General features: G+C 46.4%; 14 protein-coding genes and 1 pseudogene. All 15 read right to left on the bottom strand.

Features of this window, described 5'->3' with window-relative positions; translation table 11 throughout:
- Positions 1–482 precede the first annotated feature (482 nt).
- The 15 genes and pseudogenes from L21SP2_RS03190 to L21SP2_RS17880 all read right to left on the bottom strand — a co-directional run bounded on the left by L21SP2_RS03190 (position 483) and on the right by L21SP2_RS17880 (position 15,882).
- Entirely contained in the window at positions 483–1,157 is a 675-nt protein-coding gene (locus L21SP2_RS03190) for a hypothetical protein (protein WP_024267042.1), read from the bottom strand.
- Positions 1,144–1,785, bottom strand: coding sequence for a hypothetical protein (locus tag L21SP2_RS03185; RefSeq protein WP_041401090.1), 642 nt, complete (start codon positions 1,783–1,785; stop codon positions 1,144–1,146). The genes L21SP2_RS03190 and L21SP2_RS03185 overlap by 14 nt, the downstream gene beginning before the upstream one ends.
- Before the next feature lie 170 nt (positions 1,786–1,955).
- Positions 1,956–2,936, bottom strand: coding sequence for an N-6 DNA methylase (locus L21SP2_RS03180; RefSeq protein ID WP_024267040.1), 981 nt, complete (start codon positions 2,934–2,936; stop codon positions 1,956–1,958).
- Positions 2,893–3,138: a transposase zinc-binding domain-containing protein gene (locus L21SP2_RS17890; RefSeq protein WP_081719435.1), complete on the bottom strand. Its 246-nt coding sequence runs from the start codon at positions 3,136–3,138 to the stop codon at positions 2,893–2,895. The genes L21SP2_RS03180 and L21SP2_RS17890 overlap by 44 nt, the downstream gene beginning before the upstream one ends.
- Before the next feature lie 666 nt (positions 3,139–3,804).
- Complete coding sequence (locus L21SP2_RS03175) at positions 3,805–4,065, bottom strand: hypothetical protein (RefSeq protein ID WP_024267037.1); 261 nt, start codon at positions 4,063–4,065, stop codon at positions 3,805–3,807.
- Between the two features lie 19 nt (positions 4,066–4,084).
- Positions 4,085–4,912 carry a hypothetical protein gene (locus tag L21SP2_RS03170; RefSeq protein ID WP_041401088.1) on the bottom strand — a complete coding sequence of 276 codons (828 nt, stop codon included), beginning with the start codon at positions 4,910–4,912 and terminating at the stop codon, positions 4,085–4,087.
- The gene (locus tag L21SP2_RS03165) at positions 4,909–7,122 is read right to left on the bottom strand and encodes a heavy metal translocating P-type ATPase (RefSeq protein WP_211233430.1); all 2,214 of its coding nucleotides are present in this window, start codon (positions 7,120–7,122) and stop codon (positions 4,909–4,911) included. The genes L21SP2_RS03170 and L21SP2_RS03165 overlap by 4 nt, the downstream gene beginning before the upstream one ends.
- Positions 7,103–7,480 (bottom strand): HMA2 domain-containing protein, encoded by a 378-nt coding sequence (locus tag L21SP2_RS03160; protein ID WP_144082907.1) that lies wholly within the window; start codon positions 7,478–7,480, stop codon positions 7,103–7,105. The genes L21SP2_RS03165 and L21SP2_RS03160 overlap by 20 nt, the downstream gene beginning before the upstream one ends.
- 28 nt (positions 7,481–7,508) lie before the next feature.
- Complete coding sequence (locus L21SP2_RS03155; protein ID WP_024267033.1) at positions 7,509–8,063, bottom strand: HMA2 domain-containing protein; 555 nt, start codon at positions 8,061–8,063, stop codon at positions 7,509–7,511.
- A gap of 566 nt (positions 8,064–8,629) precedes the next feature.
- Positions 8,630–9,880, bottom strand: coding sequence for an IS91 family transposase (locus L21SP2_RS19180; protein ID WP_081719434.1), 1,251 nt, complete (start codon positions 9,878–9,880; stop codon positions 8,630–8,632).
- 346 nt (positions 9,881–10,226) lie between these two features.
- A complete protein-coding gene (locus L21SP2_RS03140) occupies positions 10,227–10,610 on the bottom strand; it encodes an aminotransferase class V-fold PLP-dependent enzyme (RefSeq protein ID WP_280113277.1) in 384 nt (127 codons plus the stop codon).
- Positions 10,611–10,633: 23 nt separating this feature from the next.
- A protein-coding gene (locus L21SP2_RS03135) for an IS5 family transposase (RefSeq protein ID WP_425277202.1) occupies positions 10,634–12,146 on the bottom strand; the annotation gives its coding sequence in 2 pieces (ribosomal slippage) (positions 10,634–11,707 and positions 11,709–12,146; 1,512 coding nt in all).
- A 177-nt stretch (positions 12,147–12,323) separates the two neighbouring features.
- Positions 12,324–12,734 carry a very short patch repair endonuclease gene (locus L21SP2_RS03130; protein ID WP_041401081.1) on the bottom strand — a complete coding sequence of 137 codons (411 nt, stop codon included), beginning with the start codon at positions 12,732–12,734 and terminating at the stop codon, positions 12,324–12,326.
- Positions 12,727–14,292 (bottom strand): DNA cytosine methyltransferase, encoded by a 1,566-nt coding sequence (locus L21SP2_RS03125; RefSeq protein ID WP_024267026.1) that lies wholly within the window; start codon positions 14,290–14,292, stop codon positions 12,727–12,729. Before L21SP2_RS03125 ends, L21SP2_RS03130 begins: the two co-directional genes overlap by 8 nt.
- A 76-nt stretch (positions 14,293–14,368) precedes the next feature.
- Positions 14,369–15,882: pseudogene (locus tag L21SP2_RS17880) on the bottom strand (IS5 family transposase).
- Positions 15,883–16,014 lie beyond the last annotated feature (132 nt).

The following is a 16,014-nucleotide window of genomic DNA, read 5'->3' as shown; positions in this document are numbered from 1 at the left end:
TTTATAAACTTTTCTCACTTTCTCATCTGACATAAATAGTGGATTGAGATAGAACCACTGCAGACCAAACAACAGGTGGGGTATAAAAACAACAGACTTTAACCAGGTGGTATCAAAGTAGCCGAGTAATCTGAGAACAATCAGCACTGCTGTAATCACTATGTATATAATACCCAAGCCTGCATTTCCCTTTCGCAATGCATGGACTGTCCTTTTTTGCATTGGACTTCTCCGTTTTAGTATTTTTATTGAACTTTTCACTATGTATTTACCCGGACAAACACTTCTTCCTCAGAAAATCGCCAACCTTCCCTAATATGCCCCCATCCTCTCCAAAGATATTTTCTCCGGTGAAGCAGGGGGCGGAGTTCATGCAATCCTCCCGTATGGATCGGGCAAATGTTGATTCACGCATTTCGTATTCAACATACCCAGCTGGAAGCTGAAGAGCACAGCGTATACATCTTTACGCCAATACGGCGTCAATCAAACAGATTATCAAGATTCTCCGGGTAATCGTCAGCTTCAGGATCGATGTGTACCACGGTCGGATGCTGGGGTTCTTCAGGTTCGGTAAACGGTTCTATACCATTTTCTTTACACATCTGCAGATATTCTTCTTCAAGCTCATCAACGAACCTTTCCAGGGTCGTCCGGGAGACAAACAAATTTTCCCAAATACCGCTTCTATGGTACCTCCCCGCTCCATTAAACGCGAAAGCGTCGATGAAGACTATGACAGCGAATGTATCATCGGGGAATTGTTCACCCGCATCCTTTCGCCTCTTTCTCTCATCATGCTCTCTCTGCAGCTTTTCGCCGCGGATGATTTTCTTTGCATTAGGCCTGAAAATCGGGAAGGTGCCTTCAGGAAACACCTGGATGCCCAGGTCGGGGTCCATTGTAATGTGATAATCTACCTCTTCTGTTCTCAAAACCCTTCGGAACATAGGTATGAAATGGTCATATTGATAATCCTGTGCCTTGCAGTAATTGCGGCGCTGACGGCCCCAGGATTCGTTATCTCTGAAAAGAATTTCATCTCTCACTATGGGCTCCCCGTTCACTCTGAAAGAACATTCATACTCCACCCAATCGTGGGTGTAGCCGATATAGCATAATTCCAGCTCCATTATTCTGCTTTTAAGTATTGCCATGAAAATCTCCTTCGCCCACGACTCCAGCCTCCCCGGAAACTGTCTGATCCTCCCCTTCCAATGCTCCGCAGAACAGTGTGGGGTCAATTCTCTCGATCTCTTTAAGCAGATGCTTACGGCCGCCTTCGCTGGTTTTATTTTGAAGTATTCTCTCACAACTTCTCTTCCAACTTTCTGAGAACCCGAAGAGGTCGGCAAGCTGCTGCACACTTCTGGCCGATATTGCCAGCTCTGTAAGCATGGCAAAACTTTCCCTCTGCTCCCGATATTCACAATTCCGCAGTCTTTTCAGACATTCGAAATGGGACAGGCGGTTATACATTCTTTCTTTGTAATTTCCGGGAATCAGATGCAGACGCTCCATATACATTTCCGCCAGCTGTTGCTCTTCCGCCTCACGTGGTATCATCCGCACATTGCATGCGACGATCTCCGTGTAGTGATCCTGCACATACATCCGGATAAGGAGATCAAGGCGATTGCCCCGGGGCGCGCACATTAGCTCCTTTTGCTTATGCTCCATATCCATCCAGTCCAGGATATCCTGCATGCTTACATTCCGTGCGCCTTCTCCGGTAAAGATCCGCATGGCTAGTGTGCGTTCCTGTCCGTAGTGATGTTGTTCCATTTTTTCTCCTGATATTTGGTATATGCTGATATTTTCCTCCACTCCACCTCACAGCTGGAGGGCTGAACCTGATGTAAAACCGGCGGGGCATGGCATAGCCGACCCGCCCCGCCGGAGGGGGAAAACTGCCAAGAGAGAAGGAGGTCGAGTTTTCCAATTTTAATTACAGGCTAAAAGGTTTTTGTGATCAGCCGGTTAACTTCGCTCCGCTGTGTATCCATCTGTTCCTCCAACTGCTTCATTCTTGATTCAAGCTGAGCTATGTCGCCCCGGTCTCGCTTTTCCTGTACGGCAGTGTAACGTTGAACTGTCAGTACGGCATTTTCATCCATCACCTCGTTGGGCTTCACATAACAGCTGAATCCCGGTTCAACGAGCTGCTTGGTATACAGCCTGTCTATTCTATTAAGCCCGTCCTCTGAAAGACGCACCCCTCCACGGATTTTTTGAAACAGTCCCCGGGCATCAATAAATTGAATAGAATCCGTTGTACGTTCCTTTGAGAACAACAGAATACTTGATCCGATGGAACTGCCCTCATAAATACCCGGCGGCAGTGCAATTACCGCATCAATAAGGCCTTCTTCGATCAGCCGCCGCCGAATATCAGCCTCCCCTCCTCCCCGAATAAGATCGCCTTCGGTAACCAGGGCTGCACCCCGCCGGTTCATCCGGTGAAGCATCATCGATAAATAATAGTAGCTGCCGCCGTTGCTTCCCGGCATACCGAATTTCATATATGCGGGAGGATCTCCGGACATGGAGAACCGGGGTGTGAATGGAATATGGCTGAGTACCACATCCGCCTTGCCGGGAAGAGGCTTCATCAATGAATCCGCCTCCCGCACTTCCACCGTCTTATTGGAAACCAGGGCATTCACCGAAGCCAGTGTCACCATGAGAAGCTCCTTATCCTGACCCGACAGCTGCCGGGCTTCAGAGGCGGACCGCAGAAGCAATTCACCGCCCCCCATGAAGGGATCCAGAACAGATTCACCGGGTTGAACCTGAAGTATCCTCTGAAGAATATCTGCAACCTCTATTGGCGTAGTCAGATTTCCATCCTTGAGAAATCCCAGAAACAACAGCCGCTGTGCCGCAAAATAGTCATCTCTGATCTGCCGGTAATCGCCCCGGGTAACATCCTTCAAACTGGCGGTGAGGCAATTTCAGTAGGGTCTCCTGGGTCATTCGCTCAGAGAAAAGGAGTAGTCGTTTCTGATGACAAGAGGGGCAGAGATACCATTGCTTGCAGGAGAATGGTCGGAAATACTCATAACCGCAGTCATCGTTACTACACTTGATTCTTGCCATTCCCAGGGAGTAGTCACCACATCCCCGCACCAAACCCATTTGGATGGTATGGATGTAATTGTGTGCCTGAAGTCAGCTTTTACCACTTAGCTTTCTGTACTTTTGGTGCGGGGGAAAGCATCTATATGATCAGTCAGAATGGTTTGCAGGATATTCCCACTTCGTGGTTGGTATTGCCCCTTAAGGATCTGTGTTTCATTTCGCACATCCTCCTTAATCGCTGAGAGTTGGAGAATGAGACACGCACGGACCGCGTTATCATCGGCGGGTCCACGGATGGACAGGAGCCGATGGTGTCAAGAACGGTAGAAATAAGAAAAATATTTGCCAGAGAGGAGGAAAGGTACTAAAATAGGTACGACAGGGCGGTACGACATCCACGTCACATAACTTCGCTCATGTCGCCAGGCTCAGGCCCGGCGCATAAGCGAGCACGTTAGCACCCGGCGCATATCCATTTCGTTATAGGTCATAAATCCATATATAAAGAGGATAATCATGTATAAGCATGCTAAAATAAAGTGGTCTTTAATGATAATACCATTTATATCGCCTATGACGATGCAGTAGAAGTGGGGGCCACAGGTAAGACCCTGGCCGCTAAAACTTACAAGAAGCACAAACTCTATGGGGTCCAGGCCGAGTTTTCATTGAAATAAGCCAATTCCAAAACCTGGGGCAGAGTGGTCCCCACAGTTATCCTGCCTACTTCTTGGAAGTAGTTTTCTTACTTTCCTTTAATTCCAGTTCCTTTTCAGCTATTATATCTTCCAGATGCTCTTTTTCCAGCACCAGCTGCTCCAGAGTCATGGAACGTGAGTCCTTAGACCCACCCAGTCGGGGTAGATTGATGCCCTGTTTTTCCAGAAAGTCGTGGACCTTATCCTGATTGTTCTGGTAGAGATAAATACCCAAGGCTGCAGCGCCAACTCCGGCAATAAATCCGATGATGTGTTCTCTTTTCATGTTATTTACTCGCTCTTTTTTATTGTATCTTTAATGTAAATCCCTTTTTGAGGTCTGTCAAACCTTCAATAATACTATGGTGCTGTTCTGAAACATGCTTAATCTGTTTGATCAGGGTTTCCTTACCCACCATGCCCCCGGTAAGCATATCAAATACCATGGCTGGTAAAGTACGCAGCCCCAATGACAGGAAATTCTGCTGGTTATGATTATCGATTTCTATTTCGTAATTGTCCTCATCCTGACTTTTGGTTAGTTTGAGATTGATCTGTTCGGGCAGGGGTTTAACCAGGTGACGTCCAAAAGAGGTAGCCCAGGTCAGGGCGGCGGCATTGACCCCTTTACCTCGGGCCATGGCGGTGAGCAGATAGAATACTGAAATCACTTCCGGGTCGAAACTGCCCTTTTCTCTCACTTCTTCCAATCCGTGTTTCAGTACTGAATAGGCAGTAGATCCACTGGCCAGCAATTCCAGGGCAGGACGAATACCCCGGATTCCCGGGATGAGACGGGATATGAGAGCGGCGGTTAATATAAATCCGGAGAAGTATCCGGCACTGTCGATTTCCTCCCGTTCCTCCTGAAAAGAAATACTAACCGGTTTCATTCCCTGCTCTATAGAGAGAATCAAGGCAATCCTCAATAGTAATTCGGCCTGTGTAATAACGCTCTCATCCAGTTCTACTGTTAGGGTCTGAGAAACATCACTGTATCGGATGTTACCCAGACCAGGGTGCAGCTTGAGCTTCTGGTTGAACTCTTTAAGGGAACGGAGTTGGTTGGACAGTCTAATCCGAATTCGGCCGGGCAAGGAGTGCATGATGGATAAATGTATTTTTCGATTCATTTCTTCTCCATATCATTGAAAAACATTCGGGCTGAATTGGCCACTACTGCGATGGTAGTGGTATTATGCAGCACAGCTCCCCAGAATACGGGCAGGATACCCATGGACCCCATGATAAGCCCCAGGGTATTTACTCCAATGGCGATGCCAAAGTTCTGCTTGATAATAGCCATGGTTTTCTTACTCATCTTGATTGTGGCAGGAATAAGCAGGGGGTTGTCTTTGGTTATAGTGATGTCGGCGGCTTCCATGGCCACATCGGTGCGGGTGCTGCCCATGGCGATACCCACATCGGCATAGGCCAGAGCAGGAGCATCGTTGATACCATCTCCCACCATGATCACCGGATAGCCCAGAGACTGTAGCTGCAGCACTACCTCGGACTTATCCTCCGGCAGAATCTCGGCATGGTAGCGGTCTGCTGTGATCTTATCTGCGATGGCCTCCGCCTGTTGTTCCACATCTCCAGTCAATAATATTATGTCATCAATACCGATCTGTCTCAAGCGGTTGACACTTTTCTTTACATTGTCTTTTAAGTTGTCCTGTATGCCTAATATACCTACTAACTCAGAACCGCGAGCGATATATACTACACTTTCCCCCCGTGCGGCCACTCGGTTTACGGTAGTAAGTACATTGTGCAGGTCGATTTTCAGATCCTCCATAAACCTTTTACTGCCCACCGCGATGGTCTGACCCCTAACCACAGCCTTAATACCTCGGGCCATGATAGTCTCAGCCTTGTCATGGGGTGGTATACTCAACCTTTCTTTCTTAGCCCGGTTAAGTATAGCATGTGCCAGAGGGTGGGAAGAGGTTTCCTCTACGGCAGCAGCCAGTTCAAGGATCTGCTTATTATCTATAGCGGAGTGTGAAGGGTAGACTGTGGTTACCGCCGGTTTGCCTTCCGTCACGGTTCCGGTTTTATCCATGACCACAGTATCTACGGTAGCCAATTGTTCTATATAGTTACTACCCTTGATCAACACACCCTGCCGGGCTGAAGAGGCAATGGATGCAGTCAGGGCGGTTGCCGTAGATAACCTCACTCCACAGGAGTAATCAATAATCAGCATGTTAAGAGCCCGGGTAGAACTGCGGGTGGTCATATAGACTATGAGGGCCAGGAGGAAATTCACAATGATAAACTGGGCAGAAAACTTATCGGCAAAGGCCTGAATGGTGGCCTTGCGGTGTGAGGCCTCTTCTACCAGCTTGATGATACGGGCCACAGCGGTTTCATCCCCGCAGCGTTCGGCCTGAACTGTGATGGTACCGGAGCGTAGCACGGTTCCGGAGAAGACTGCCTCACCCTTCTTCCTTTTGACCGGCATATATTCACCGGTTATGGCAGACTGATCTATCACAGCACTACCCTCGGTTATATGGCCGTCCACACTAATCTTCTCACCGGTATGCACTACAATGGAATCTCCCACATTGAGTTCCTCAATGGGAACTCTGACCTGGGTACCGTCTTCTGTCAGTCTCCAAACATAGTCTTCTCCGACTTCCAACAGGGTCTTTATAGCCTTTCGTGTTCGATCCATGCTATAAGCAGTCAGAAATTCTGCTATCTCCGCCAGTAGGATGATGATCAGTGCCGAGGTGGCCCGCCCGGTTACTATGCTGGCAATGATGGCAGTAGAGCTCAGGGTATCGGCATTAGGCCGGCCGTCTTTGATGAGGGAGATCAGGCCATTCTTGAGAATAGGTCCGGAAAGAGAGAGACTGGTAATGGATTGGATATTAGTAAAGCGGCTGAGCAGATTTTCCGGTCCGGGAGCTCCGGTCTTACCCTTTTTAAACCAGCTGAAGATCAGGGCTACTCCGGAGATTATGATCCGTTTTAGAATATCCTGGGGTGATTCTTCATTAAGATTTCGTTCACTGACCTGTTCCCGGTTTTTGCGCAGTCGGTCCTCTTTATAGACCTTTATGGCAAATTTAGAAATAATGGAGCTGACATGATCGGTGATTTCATAGATAGTGAGTGTCTTTTCATCATAGTTAATAAGCAGATTGGTAGTAAGGGCGGTTATGGCTACTGTGTTAATCCCATTGATGTTTTTCAAAGCCTGGGTGACTTCACTTAATTCCTGATCGAGATAGGCCAGGGCCTTACAGTGAATGCGAACTCTTCCTTCAATATTATGTCTAATGGTACACGCCAGGATATGTTTGGACTCAGTGCCATACTGCATCATCTAACTCCAGGACATGGCCCAGCAAAAGATCAGGATCCTGAGCTATGAGGCCTCCCAGTTTACTGATCATCTGCGGGGATGGATTATGTTCTTTGATCTTGTCATAGTATTTCAAGGCGGTTTTGGCCAGGGAGGAAAAGACATTGAGTACCGTCTCTTCAGAAACAGTTTCCGGTTCGTAAATAACCAGAGCAGTGCCGCTGCTCAGATTGGATTGGATGCTTTTAATCCCCTTTATCATGGAAACCAGTTCGGTTTCTATCAATTTCTGCAGGGTAGAGTCAGGTTCCAGTTGTTTCAAACCCCGAATTTGCAGTCTTAGCCTTCCGGGCAGGGCATGCTTGACGCGAGGCACCACTAACATATCCTTGAGAAAAGAAGGAAGTTTATTTATCATGATTACCTCGGCCTAGAAGGGAACTAAAACCCCACCACATAAGGGTCAAAGCGCCGGGCAGGAGCAGCTTGCGGGTTTTAATGAACTGATAAGCCCCCAGTCCGATGAGTATCAAAGGTACACTGTGGTAGAGATCAAGATGCCCCCCGGTGTATTCATAGATACCCCGGTTGAGTGAATCAATAATCTGTTGAATGTGATGGATAGCAGCTGGTCTCACTGGTTTATCAATTTCCCCTTCCAGTCCCATGATCTGGATCACAGCTCCAAATAAGATTTCATCTTCCAATTGGTGTTCATCGTAGGTGATAATCAGACTGGCTGAAATCAGATTCTTTTCAACCTTATGTATTGCATCAATCTTTTGCAGGGTAGCTACTATGTCCACTGAGGTAGTACGCAAAGAAGGAATGGTCAGTCTCATGCGTCCCGGCATCTGATGTGCCACAGAAATGATGCCAGAGAAGCCTTTAACTCCCTTTTTGCCTGATTTGTCCTTCAGGCCAAAAAGAGCCGATAATAATATTCCGCTGATAATATGCATATTCCCTCAATGTTTAATGATAGGAAAATTTAATGATAGGAAAATTTAAAATCGTCCTACCCCATTTCCTCCTGCCGAGAGCTGCCCGAGCTTATTCGCTCCCTGCCTGGGCTTAGTCCTGAGATAATAGGCTCGGCCACCTAATGATAGGAAAATTAATCGAGGGGTGCAAGGCCGAATGATAGGAAAATTAATCGAGGGAATGATAGGAAAATTAATCGAGGGGTGCAAGGCCGGAACCGGGAAAATTGGGAAATTTCGGCTAAAAATCGGCAAAAATCAACCTCCCTCATCATGACAGTGCACTTATTAAGGCTCTAACATATAAACACGGGTGAAACAGCAGAATTTTAACAAAGGTAGTGTAAATTGGACATGAAAATGGCAAAGGTTGGCAAAAGCCTGAAGGTGAGAAAGAAAAAATCAGTTCAGAGAAGCCGGATCAAAGCCAGGCGGTGGCCGTCCCTGTTTCACAAGATGCCGTAAAATGCGTTTTATTTCCTCCGGTTCCTGAATTATCGCTATCACCTTCATTTCCGATCCGCATTTCGGGCAGACCATAGGATCTATCTCGTAAACCTTCGACAGCAAGCGTGCCCATGCCTTCTTGTAAGCGCGTGCATCTGGTGAGTCATCTGAAAAGTCTGTATTCTCGAAAGTTTCGAAATCTTCAGGTTTCGAAGTCCCTGTCTGGCTCTCGTGCTGGTTTTTCCAGCCGGTTGGAGCACGTTCGGCAACTCAAGGGTCGTACCGCAGCGAAGCGAGGAACGATCCCGCCAATGCGGCATGGACTCCCAAGCACCTTTGATCCGGGAAGAGTACAATCCGTAGCGCCGTATCAGCTGCACCCCCTTGGGAGGGATATGCTGTGTGAGTTCCGCCCGGAAATCGCAGGCTTTGAACATATGTACGTTTTCCTTGAAATACTCGTTGTAATGGGTATGAAAGAGAACCCGACCCTTAAACCCTTCATAATGGATCTTCTTCAAGGATATAGGAGGCCGGGCTATATACTGGGCAAGGTTATCACGGGAGCTCTCATCGAGAATACGAACGCTGTTGTCTATACTGAAACCTGAGTGCTTCCATGAGAGTAGATTTTGGGCAAATTGCTTGGTAAGCAGCTTTTTCTCGGTGAAGAACCGCAGAACAGTACGCCTGAAGCATTCTGTCATTTTCTCGAGACCTGAGAAGGGAAGATAGACAAAGCTTCCCTCCTCATCAAATCCGCCTTCGAGGAGAATTGCATGAAAATGAGGGTTAAAACGAAGCATATCCCCAAACGTCTGATGAGCTATGATCATTCCGGTGTCTATCTTTTTACCGGCAACTTCCCTGTAGAAATCGCTTATCATGGCGAATATCATCTTTGAAATTTCCGCGAAAAGTTTTCTGTTGTGACGGAAGAACACCCGCAGGCATTTTGGAAAAGTAAATACAAATTGGCGATGAGGAAGTCGTAACAGGACTTCCTCATTCAGGTGTTCGGCAAAGAGAAGAGTCCTCTTCTGGCTGCAGGAGGGGCAGAGATAAAACCCCTTGCAGGAGAAAGGGCGGAAATAGTCGTGACCACAGTTTGTATTAGTGCAGCGGATACGGGCTTTCCCTTGCCGGTAATCGCCGCAGGTGAGAAAGTGCTCGCCTACCGTCTGGATCCGTTCGAGGCGAAACTTCCCGAATGTATCGGCATATTCCTCATCATACCGGCTGCAGAAATCGGTGAAATGACGCTCGAAGACCTGATGGAGGGTGTTTCTTCCCCGCGGAAGGTATCCGGCCTTTTGCTTTTTCAGTACGGAAGTATTTTGTATACCCACATAGAGTATTACTGCGAAAATGGTATTGATGCTTCAGAAAAACAAAAAAATTGAAATTTAACATAACATGACGCATGCACCAGACGCCTTCTCGTCGCTCTGCTCCTTCGAGGGCGCAGGTGATGCGGTCGTTATATGCACTCAAGCTGAATGATTGATCTTTTACAAATCTGAGAGTGGGGAAGATAAAAAAAATTAATGCGCACTGTTGCTCAGGAGCTTGAAAATTCTACCTGAGAAAAGTGACATGCATAAATTAATAAAATGAATTGGGCTGACCAACTATATGGAATTGGATTCCCGAGGAATAAAGAAGGGGATTTTGAGAAAGGAAATAAAAATAAATTCATTCCTGAAAACTGCTGTGAATCCCGGCAGGAGCATGCAGCTTTTGTCCCGAACAGGTTAAAAAATCAAGCCCAGTCTCTTTTAGATCAATGTGCAACCGCCCCACCGCTTGGGAAGCATCACTATGGAAACGAGCACCGTACTCTTTTGATATCTCAACGAGCTCAGGTATCTGCTGAAGCACACCCGTTTCACTGTTTGCCCAGACCACGGAAACAAGGATATTGGAACACCTTGAGTGATTGTGCTCAAGTATTCGGATCAGTTCTTCTTTATTGATATATCCATCTGCGTCTACACCGAGGCGATATACTTTGACGCCTTTTGCCTCGATGTAGTCCGCATTCACACTGATCGATGCATGCTCAGTTTCCGTAGTGATAAGTAGGGCATCCTGACAAAACCCTATGCTGCCATATTACCATACCCCAATACCACGGGGAAATGAGACTTCGGAATTTTTCGGCTGCGCCGTATAGCTATGATAAAGACGTAAAAAAGATCCTTCCGAATCTTTTCCAGGTTCATCACCAGCATGATCATGGCCACCTGCGATTCACTGGTCTCAGCAAGCTTTGTCATTAATCGACCCATTGAGTACCGTCGTTTTGCTCTGCCAAATGTCCCTTCGACAGCTATTCTATCCAGCTCATCCTGACGGGCCAGCTTCTTTCGTTCTCGATTTTCTCCACGATCTTTCGGTGGACGACCAAGCGGCGGACCGGATAATCTGATTCCCCGTTCCTTGCACCAATTCCGGTTGCCCCTGGTGCGGTAAATCTGATCGGCGTGTATTGATTCCGGATACACACCATATCTGTGCCTGTACTTTTCAGCCTGCATGACTAAATCACCAGACTCGTTGTATGGATCCCATGAACAGCGATCGATAAACATGTACCCGTCAATATTGGCGGATGAAATCTTCATGCCGAACTCAACCGGGGTACCGGCTTTTCCCCTGACGATGGGTCGAATATGGGGTTGGGAGATACTCACAATCCGGCCCGATATTCGATGATCTTTGGATTCATACATCAGTGCCTGCTGGCGAAAGACTTCCGAGATAACCAGCATATTCCGGTACTGTTTCCGTGACAGGCTTTTCAAACCGACACCTGCTGCTAATTGCTCTATATGCCGGAGATTACGGCGTATGTACCCCAGCTGCTTGCGTATTGCCTTGCGCATCTTGTTCTTGCTTGCTCTGCGCTTTTTGATGACCGCCAAAAAATCCTTTCGCGCTTTCTGCCGGTAGGTTCGGGGTTTTGTCGCCCCCTTGGGCCGTTTTGCGTGAAGAACGTCTATGATGGTTTCCAGTTTTTCCCGGCTCTCATTTAAAAGGGAAAGGTCTGTGGGATATCGAATATCACCGGGCACGCAGGTGGCATCAATCAGCAGCTTCCCGCTATTCTCTACCTCAGGATTTTCTTCTTTTTCAGCTTCCGTATCATCTTCAGTTTTTTTTACGTTCTTCGGCAATAATCAATTCATTTGCGTGAGTGATCATGTCCATGCTGATTCGCTTTCTGAAATGCACCATCCCGGATGCACGGCCGGGCAACGAGCGTAGCGAGTGACCAGGCATGGATGGATCAAAAGGAGCCTCATCCTGGTACCCCTGCATTCCGATGAGATATTGCAGGTAAGGCGTCTCACGAATCTGCTCCACGGTTTCCTCATCTGTAATTCCTAATTTTTCCTTTATAATCAGGGCACCCAGAGCTGTCCGAAACTGTATTGCCGGAGCGCCTTGCCCGCTTTCGATAGCAAACTGTGAGGCGTATTCTGCTTCTAAATCTTCCCAGGGAATTAAATCGGCAAGCTGTACCCAGCGGTTATTGGGGTTCAGTTTGCCTCCAAATGGCAGATAGAAATCTTCAAATGAAAGCTGCGTTTTGTCCTCAGTTCTATACATAATCCCTCCCGCCAAGAAAACAGGTGCAAGGGTTTTTGCCTGGTTTTCGCAAAAACCGTGCACTTCATACACAAATTCTAGCAGTATTTCATTTATATGTATAGGGTTAAGGTTTTTTCAGGAGGCCCGAAATAAATATTCCGTTAATTCATTTCCCTTAAACCATATAATCGGGTATTACCTCTTCAACCTTATCTCAGTAGGCAAACGTTGCATTCGCTTCTGGTCATTAACCTCACATTCCCATATAATGATCACGTTCCATCCGGCAGATATCAACTCAAAGATTTTGCGCTTGTCTCTTTCGATATTTGCTTCAAATTTTTTTTCCCAGAAATCTTTTCGTGTTTTAGGCGTAGTCGCGTTTTTGCATCCCTGATGACGATGCCAGTAACAACCATGAACAAAAATTACTGTCTTGTATTTTGCTAAAACAATATCAGGTTTGCCAGGCAAATCCGCACGATGTATCCGAAATCTAAAGCCATGCTTATGAAGAAAGGTACGCACAAGAATCTCCGGCTTAGTATCCTTAGCTTTGATACGAGACATATTCCAGCTTCTTTTCTCAGGGGTGAGCTTATCCATCGCGGTCTGCTTCGTCCAGTAATTTCTTGATTATTGCAGCTATCTTATTTGCAAGTAATGGTGGAACTGCGTTTCCCACTTGGTGATATTGTTTTGTGCGGGGGCCACAGAAGAAATAATCATCAGGGAACGTCTGCAATCTGGCCGCTTCACGCACTGTGAGACTTCGGCACTGTGTTGGATCTGGATGGATATAATAATGCCCATCTTTTGAAATGTGACAGGTCACGGTTGTTGATGGCTTATCACTCAATTGAACCTTAAATCTGTCAACAAAATTTGTGATGGAGGACAGCAGCTTGGCATTCTTATGGTTCGGAAGAAGTTGTTCTGGAAATTCACTCAGTTTCGGAGATCTTCCGAATAATTCACCGAAACAGGAAACAAAAAGATAACGATGAAGATCTGATTTCATATGAGTTCTAGATTCATGATTACAGATTGATTTAAGTCTGGGATTATAAAACCATGAAGGCTTAAAAACTTTGTTTCTTGACGGATTTTTCTGGAGGTTATCCATTTCATTCCGGGAGTCTGACTGTATCTGGAAAATAGAGGCTTTTATTCTCCTTAAAAGTTCATCAAGTTGATCGGGAGGGTCGGTAAAATCTGTTTTTTTTATATGAGGAAAATCTGAAATAGCTTCAACCCATTCTCTAAGACCAGCATTTTTCACTTTAGACAAACCACTTCTCAAAGCGGGCAGATCAGAAATAGCAGAATTTACTGAAATCTTATGGGCTTTTTTTACCAGCGTTTCCGGAACAACATCAATATCGGTACGGACACCAAGAATTATCACACGATGACGCTTCTGAGGAATACCAAAATCTTCACTTTTAATAATGAATTCTGCTGGTTTCAGATCACCTTCACGTATTGAAGAATTGACCAGTGAAAACAGCTTATACTGTGCAGTGCTTCCATTAGCTGAGGCATACAGATCATTTGGGTTCCTGAGATCCTCCGTAATATTATCAAAAATATTCTGACCATTTACATTGGAAGAAAGTATCCCTTTAACATTTTCCATAACGAATACTGAAGGATGATACTTGGCTATTATCTGTAAATATTCTTTATACAAGAAATGTCTATGATCATTCTCTGCCTTGTAATCCTTTTTTCCCTGATTGCGCACACGCCCAGCCAAAGAATACGCTTGACACGGAGGACCTCCTATAAGGACCCAATGCTGTCCCCTATTAAAACCTTCAGTAATTTTATTTAGTTTTTCGTAGATCTGTTCATTGTCTTCACCCAAAGTAAGTCTACAGGCCTCAGCCCGAGCTTTATCACCCTCCGGAAAACTAGCCAAAAGCTGATTCAGACCAACATCAGTAAAAGGTTGTGAGACAAATTCGTAATACTGATCCGGAACTTTGTCAGTCTCAAATTGCCGATAAAAGGACCTGAGAGTCAGTGTCTTATGAGCCCACTCTTCCATCTCGATTGACAAACGAATGTTAAATGCTGTTCCTGATCCAATAGAGGAGAAGCCTTCCCCAAGACCACCTGGACCTGCAAACAAATCAATTACCGGAACTGGAATTTTCATGAATCCCCTATACTTGCTATAAATCACGCCATAAACACATCTATGAACTTGTTAATTAGGGCCTCCTGAAAAAACCCTATGCTGCCATATTACCATACCCCAATACCACGGGGAAATGAGACTTCGTAATTTTTCGGCCACGCCGTATAGCTATGATAAAGACGCAAAAAAGATCCATGCGAATCTTTTCCAGGTTCATCACCAGCATGATCATGGCCACCTGCGTTTCACTGGTCTCAGCAAGCTTTGTCATTAATCGACCCATTGAGTACCGCCGTTTTGCTCTGCCGAATGTCCCTTCTACGGCTATTCTATCCAGCTCATCCTGACGGGTCTGTTTCCTTCGTTCTCGATTTTCTCCACGATCTTTCGGTGGACGACCCAGTGGTGGACCAGATAATCTGATTCCCCGTTCCTTGCACCAATTCCGGTTGCCCCTGGTGCAGTAAATCTGATCGGCGTGTATTGATTCCGGATACACGCCATATCTCTGTTTGTAATTTTCAGCCTGCATGACTAAATCTCCAGACTCGTTGTATGGATCCCATGAACAGCGATCGATAAACATGTACCCGTTAATATTGGCGGATGAAATCTTCATGCCGAACTCCACCGGGGTCCCGGCTTTTCCCCTGACTATTGGGCGAATATGGGGTTGGGAGATACTCACAACCCGGCCCGATATTCGATGATCTTTGGATTCATACATCAGTGCCTGCTGGCGAAAGACTTCCGAGATAACCAGCAGATTCCGGTACTGCTGCCGAGACAGGCTATTCAAGCCGACTACCGTCGCTAATTGCTCTATATGCCGGAGATTACGGCGTATGTACCCCAGCTACTTGCGTATTGCCTTGCGCATCTTGTTCTTGCTTGCTCTGCGCTTTTTGATGACCGCCAAAAAATCCTTTCGCGCTTTCTGCCGGTAGGTTCGGGGTTTTGTCGCCCCCTTGGGCCGTTCTGCGTGAAGAACGTCTATGATGGTTTCCAGTTTTTCCCGGCTCTCATTTAAAAGGGAAAGGTCTGTGGGATATCGAATATCACCGGGTACGCAGGTGGCATCAATCAGCAGCTTCCCGCTATTTTCTACCTCAGGATTTTCTTCTTTTTCAGCTTCCGTATCATCTTTCGTTTTTTTTTACGTTCTTCGGCAATTATCATTTCATTTGCCCGGGAAATCATGTCCATGCTGATTCGCTTTCTGAAATGAACCATCCCGGATGCACGGCCGGGCAACGAGCGTAGCGAGTGACCAGGCATGGATGGATCAAAGGGAGCTTCATCCTGGTACCCCTGCATCCCATTAAGATATTGCAAATAGTGATTCTCGCGAATCTGTTCCACAGTTTCTTCATCCGTAATTCCTAATTTTTCCTTTATAATCAGGGCACCCAATGCTGTACGGAAACGGATCGCCGGAGCGCCTTGCCCGCTCTCGATAGCAAACTGTGAGGCATATTCTGCTTCTAAATCCTCCCAGGGAATTAAATTGGCAAGCTGTACCCAGCGGTTATTGGGGTTCAGTTTGCCTCCAAATGGGAGATAGAAATCTTCAAATGAAAGCTGCGTTTTGTCCTCAGTTCTATACATAATCCCTCCCGCCAAGAAAACAGGTGCAAGGGTTTTTGCCTGGTTTTCGCAAAAACCGTGCACTTCATACACAAATTCTAGCAGTATTTCATTTATATGTATAGGGTTAAGGTTTTTTCAGGAGGCCCTATT

It is taken from the genome of Salinispira pacifica, assembly GCF_000507245.1.
GTDB lineage: Bacteria > Spirochaetota > Spirochaetia > DSM-27196 > Salinispiraceae > Salinispira > Salinispira pacifica.
Note: the sequence above shows the minus strand (reverse complement) of the source record. Positions and strands in the feature narration are given on the sequence as shown.

Bases quoted from the DNA above. Each gene is read 5' to 3' on its own strand.
- L21SP2_RS03190 (WP_024267042.1), bottom strand. From the start codon at position 1,157: ATGGCAATACTTAAAAGCAGAATAATGGAGCTGGAATTATGCTATATC.
- L21SP2_RS03185 (WP_041401090.1), bottom strand. From the start codon at position 1,785: ATGGAACAACATCACTACGGACAGGAACGCACACTAGCCATGCGGATC.
- L21SP2_RS17890 (WP_081719435.1), bottom strand. From the start codon at position 3,138: ATGGGTTTGGTGCGGGGATGTGGTGACTACTCCCTGGGAATGGCAAGA.
- L21SP2_RS03175 (WP_024267037.1), bottom strand. From the start codon at position 4,065: ATGAAAAGAGAACACATCATCGGATTTATTGCCGGAGTTGGCGCTGCA.
- L21SP2_RS03170 (WP_041401088.1), bottom strand. From the start codon at position 4,912: ATGAATCGAAAAATACATTTATCCATCATGCACTCCTTGCCCGGCCGA.
- L21SP2_RS03165 (WP_211233430.1), bottom strand. From the start codon at position 7,122: ATGATGCAGTATGGCACTGAGTCCAAACATATCCTGGCGTGTACCATT.
- L21SP2_RS03155 (WP_024267033.1), bottom strand. From the start codon at position 8,063: ATGCATATTATCAGCGGAATATTATTATCGGCTCTTTTTGGCCTGAAG.
- L21SP2_RS03130 (WP_041401081.1), bottom strand. From the start codon at position 12,734: ATGGATAAGCTCACCCCTGAGAAAAGAAGCTGGAATATGTCTCGTATC.
- L21SP2_RS03125 (WP_024267026.1), bottom strand. From the start codon at position 14,292: ATGAAAATTCCAGTTCCGGTAATTGATTTGTTTGCAGGTCCAGGTGGT.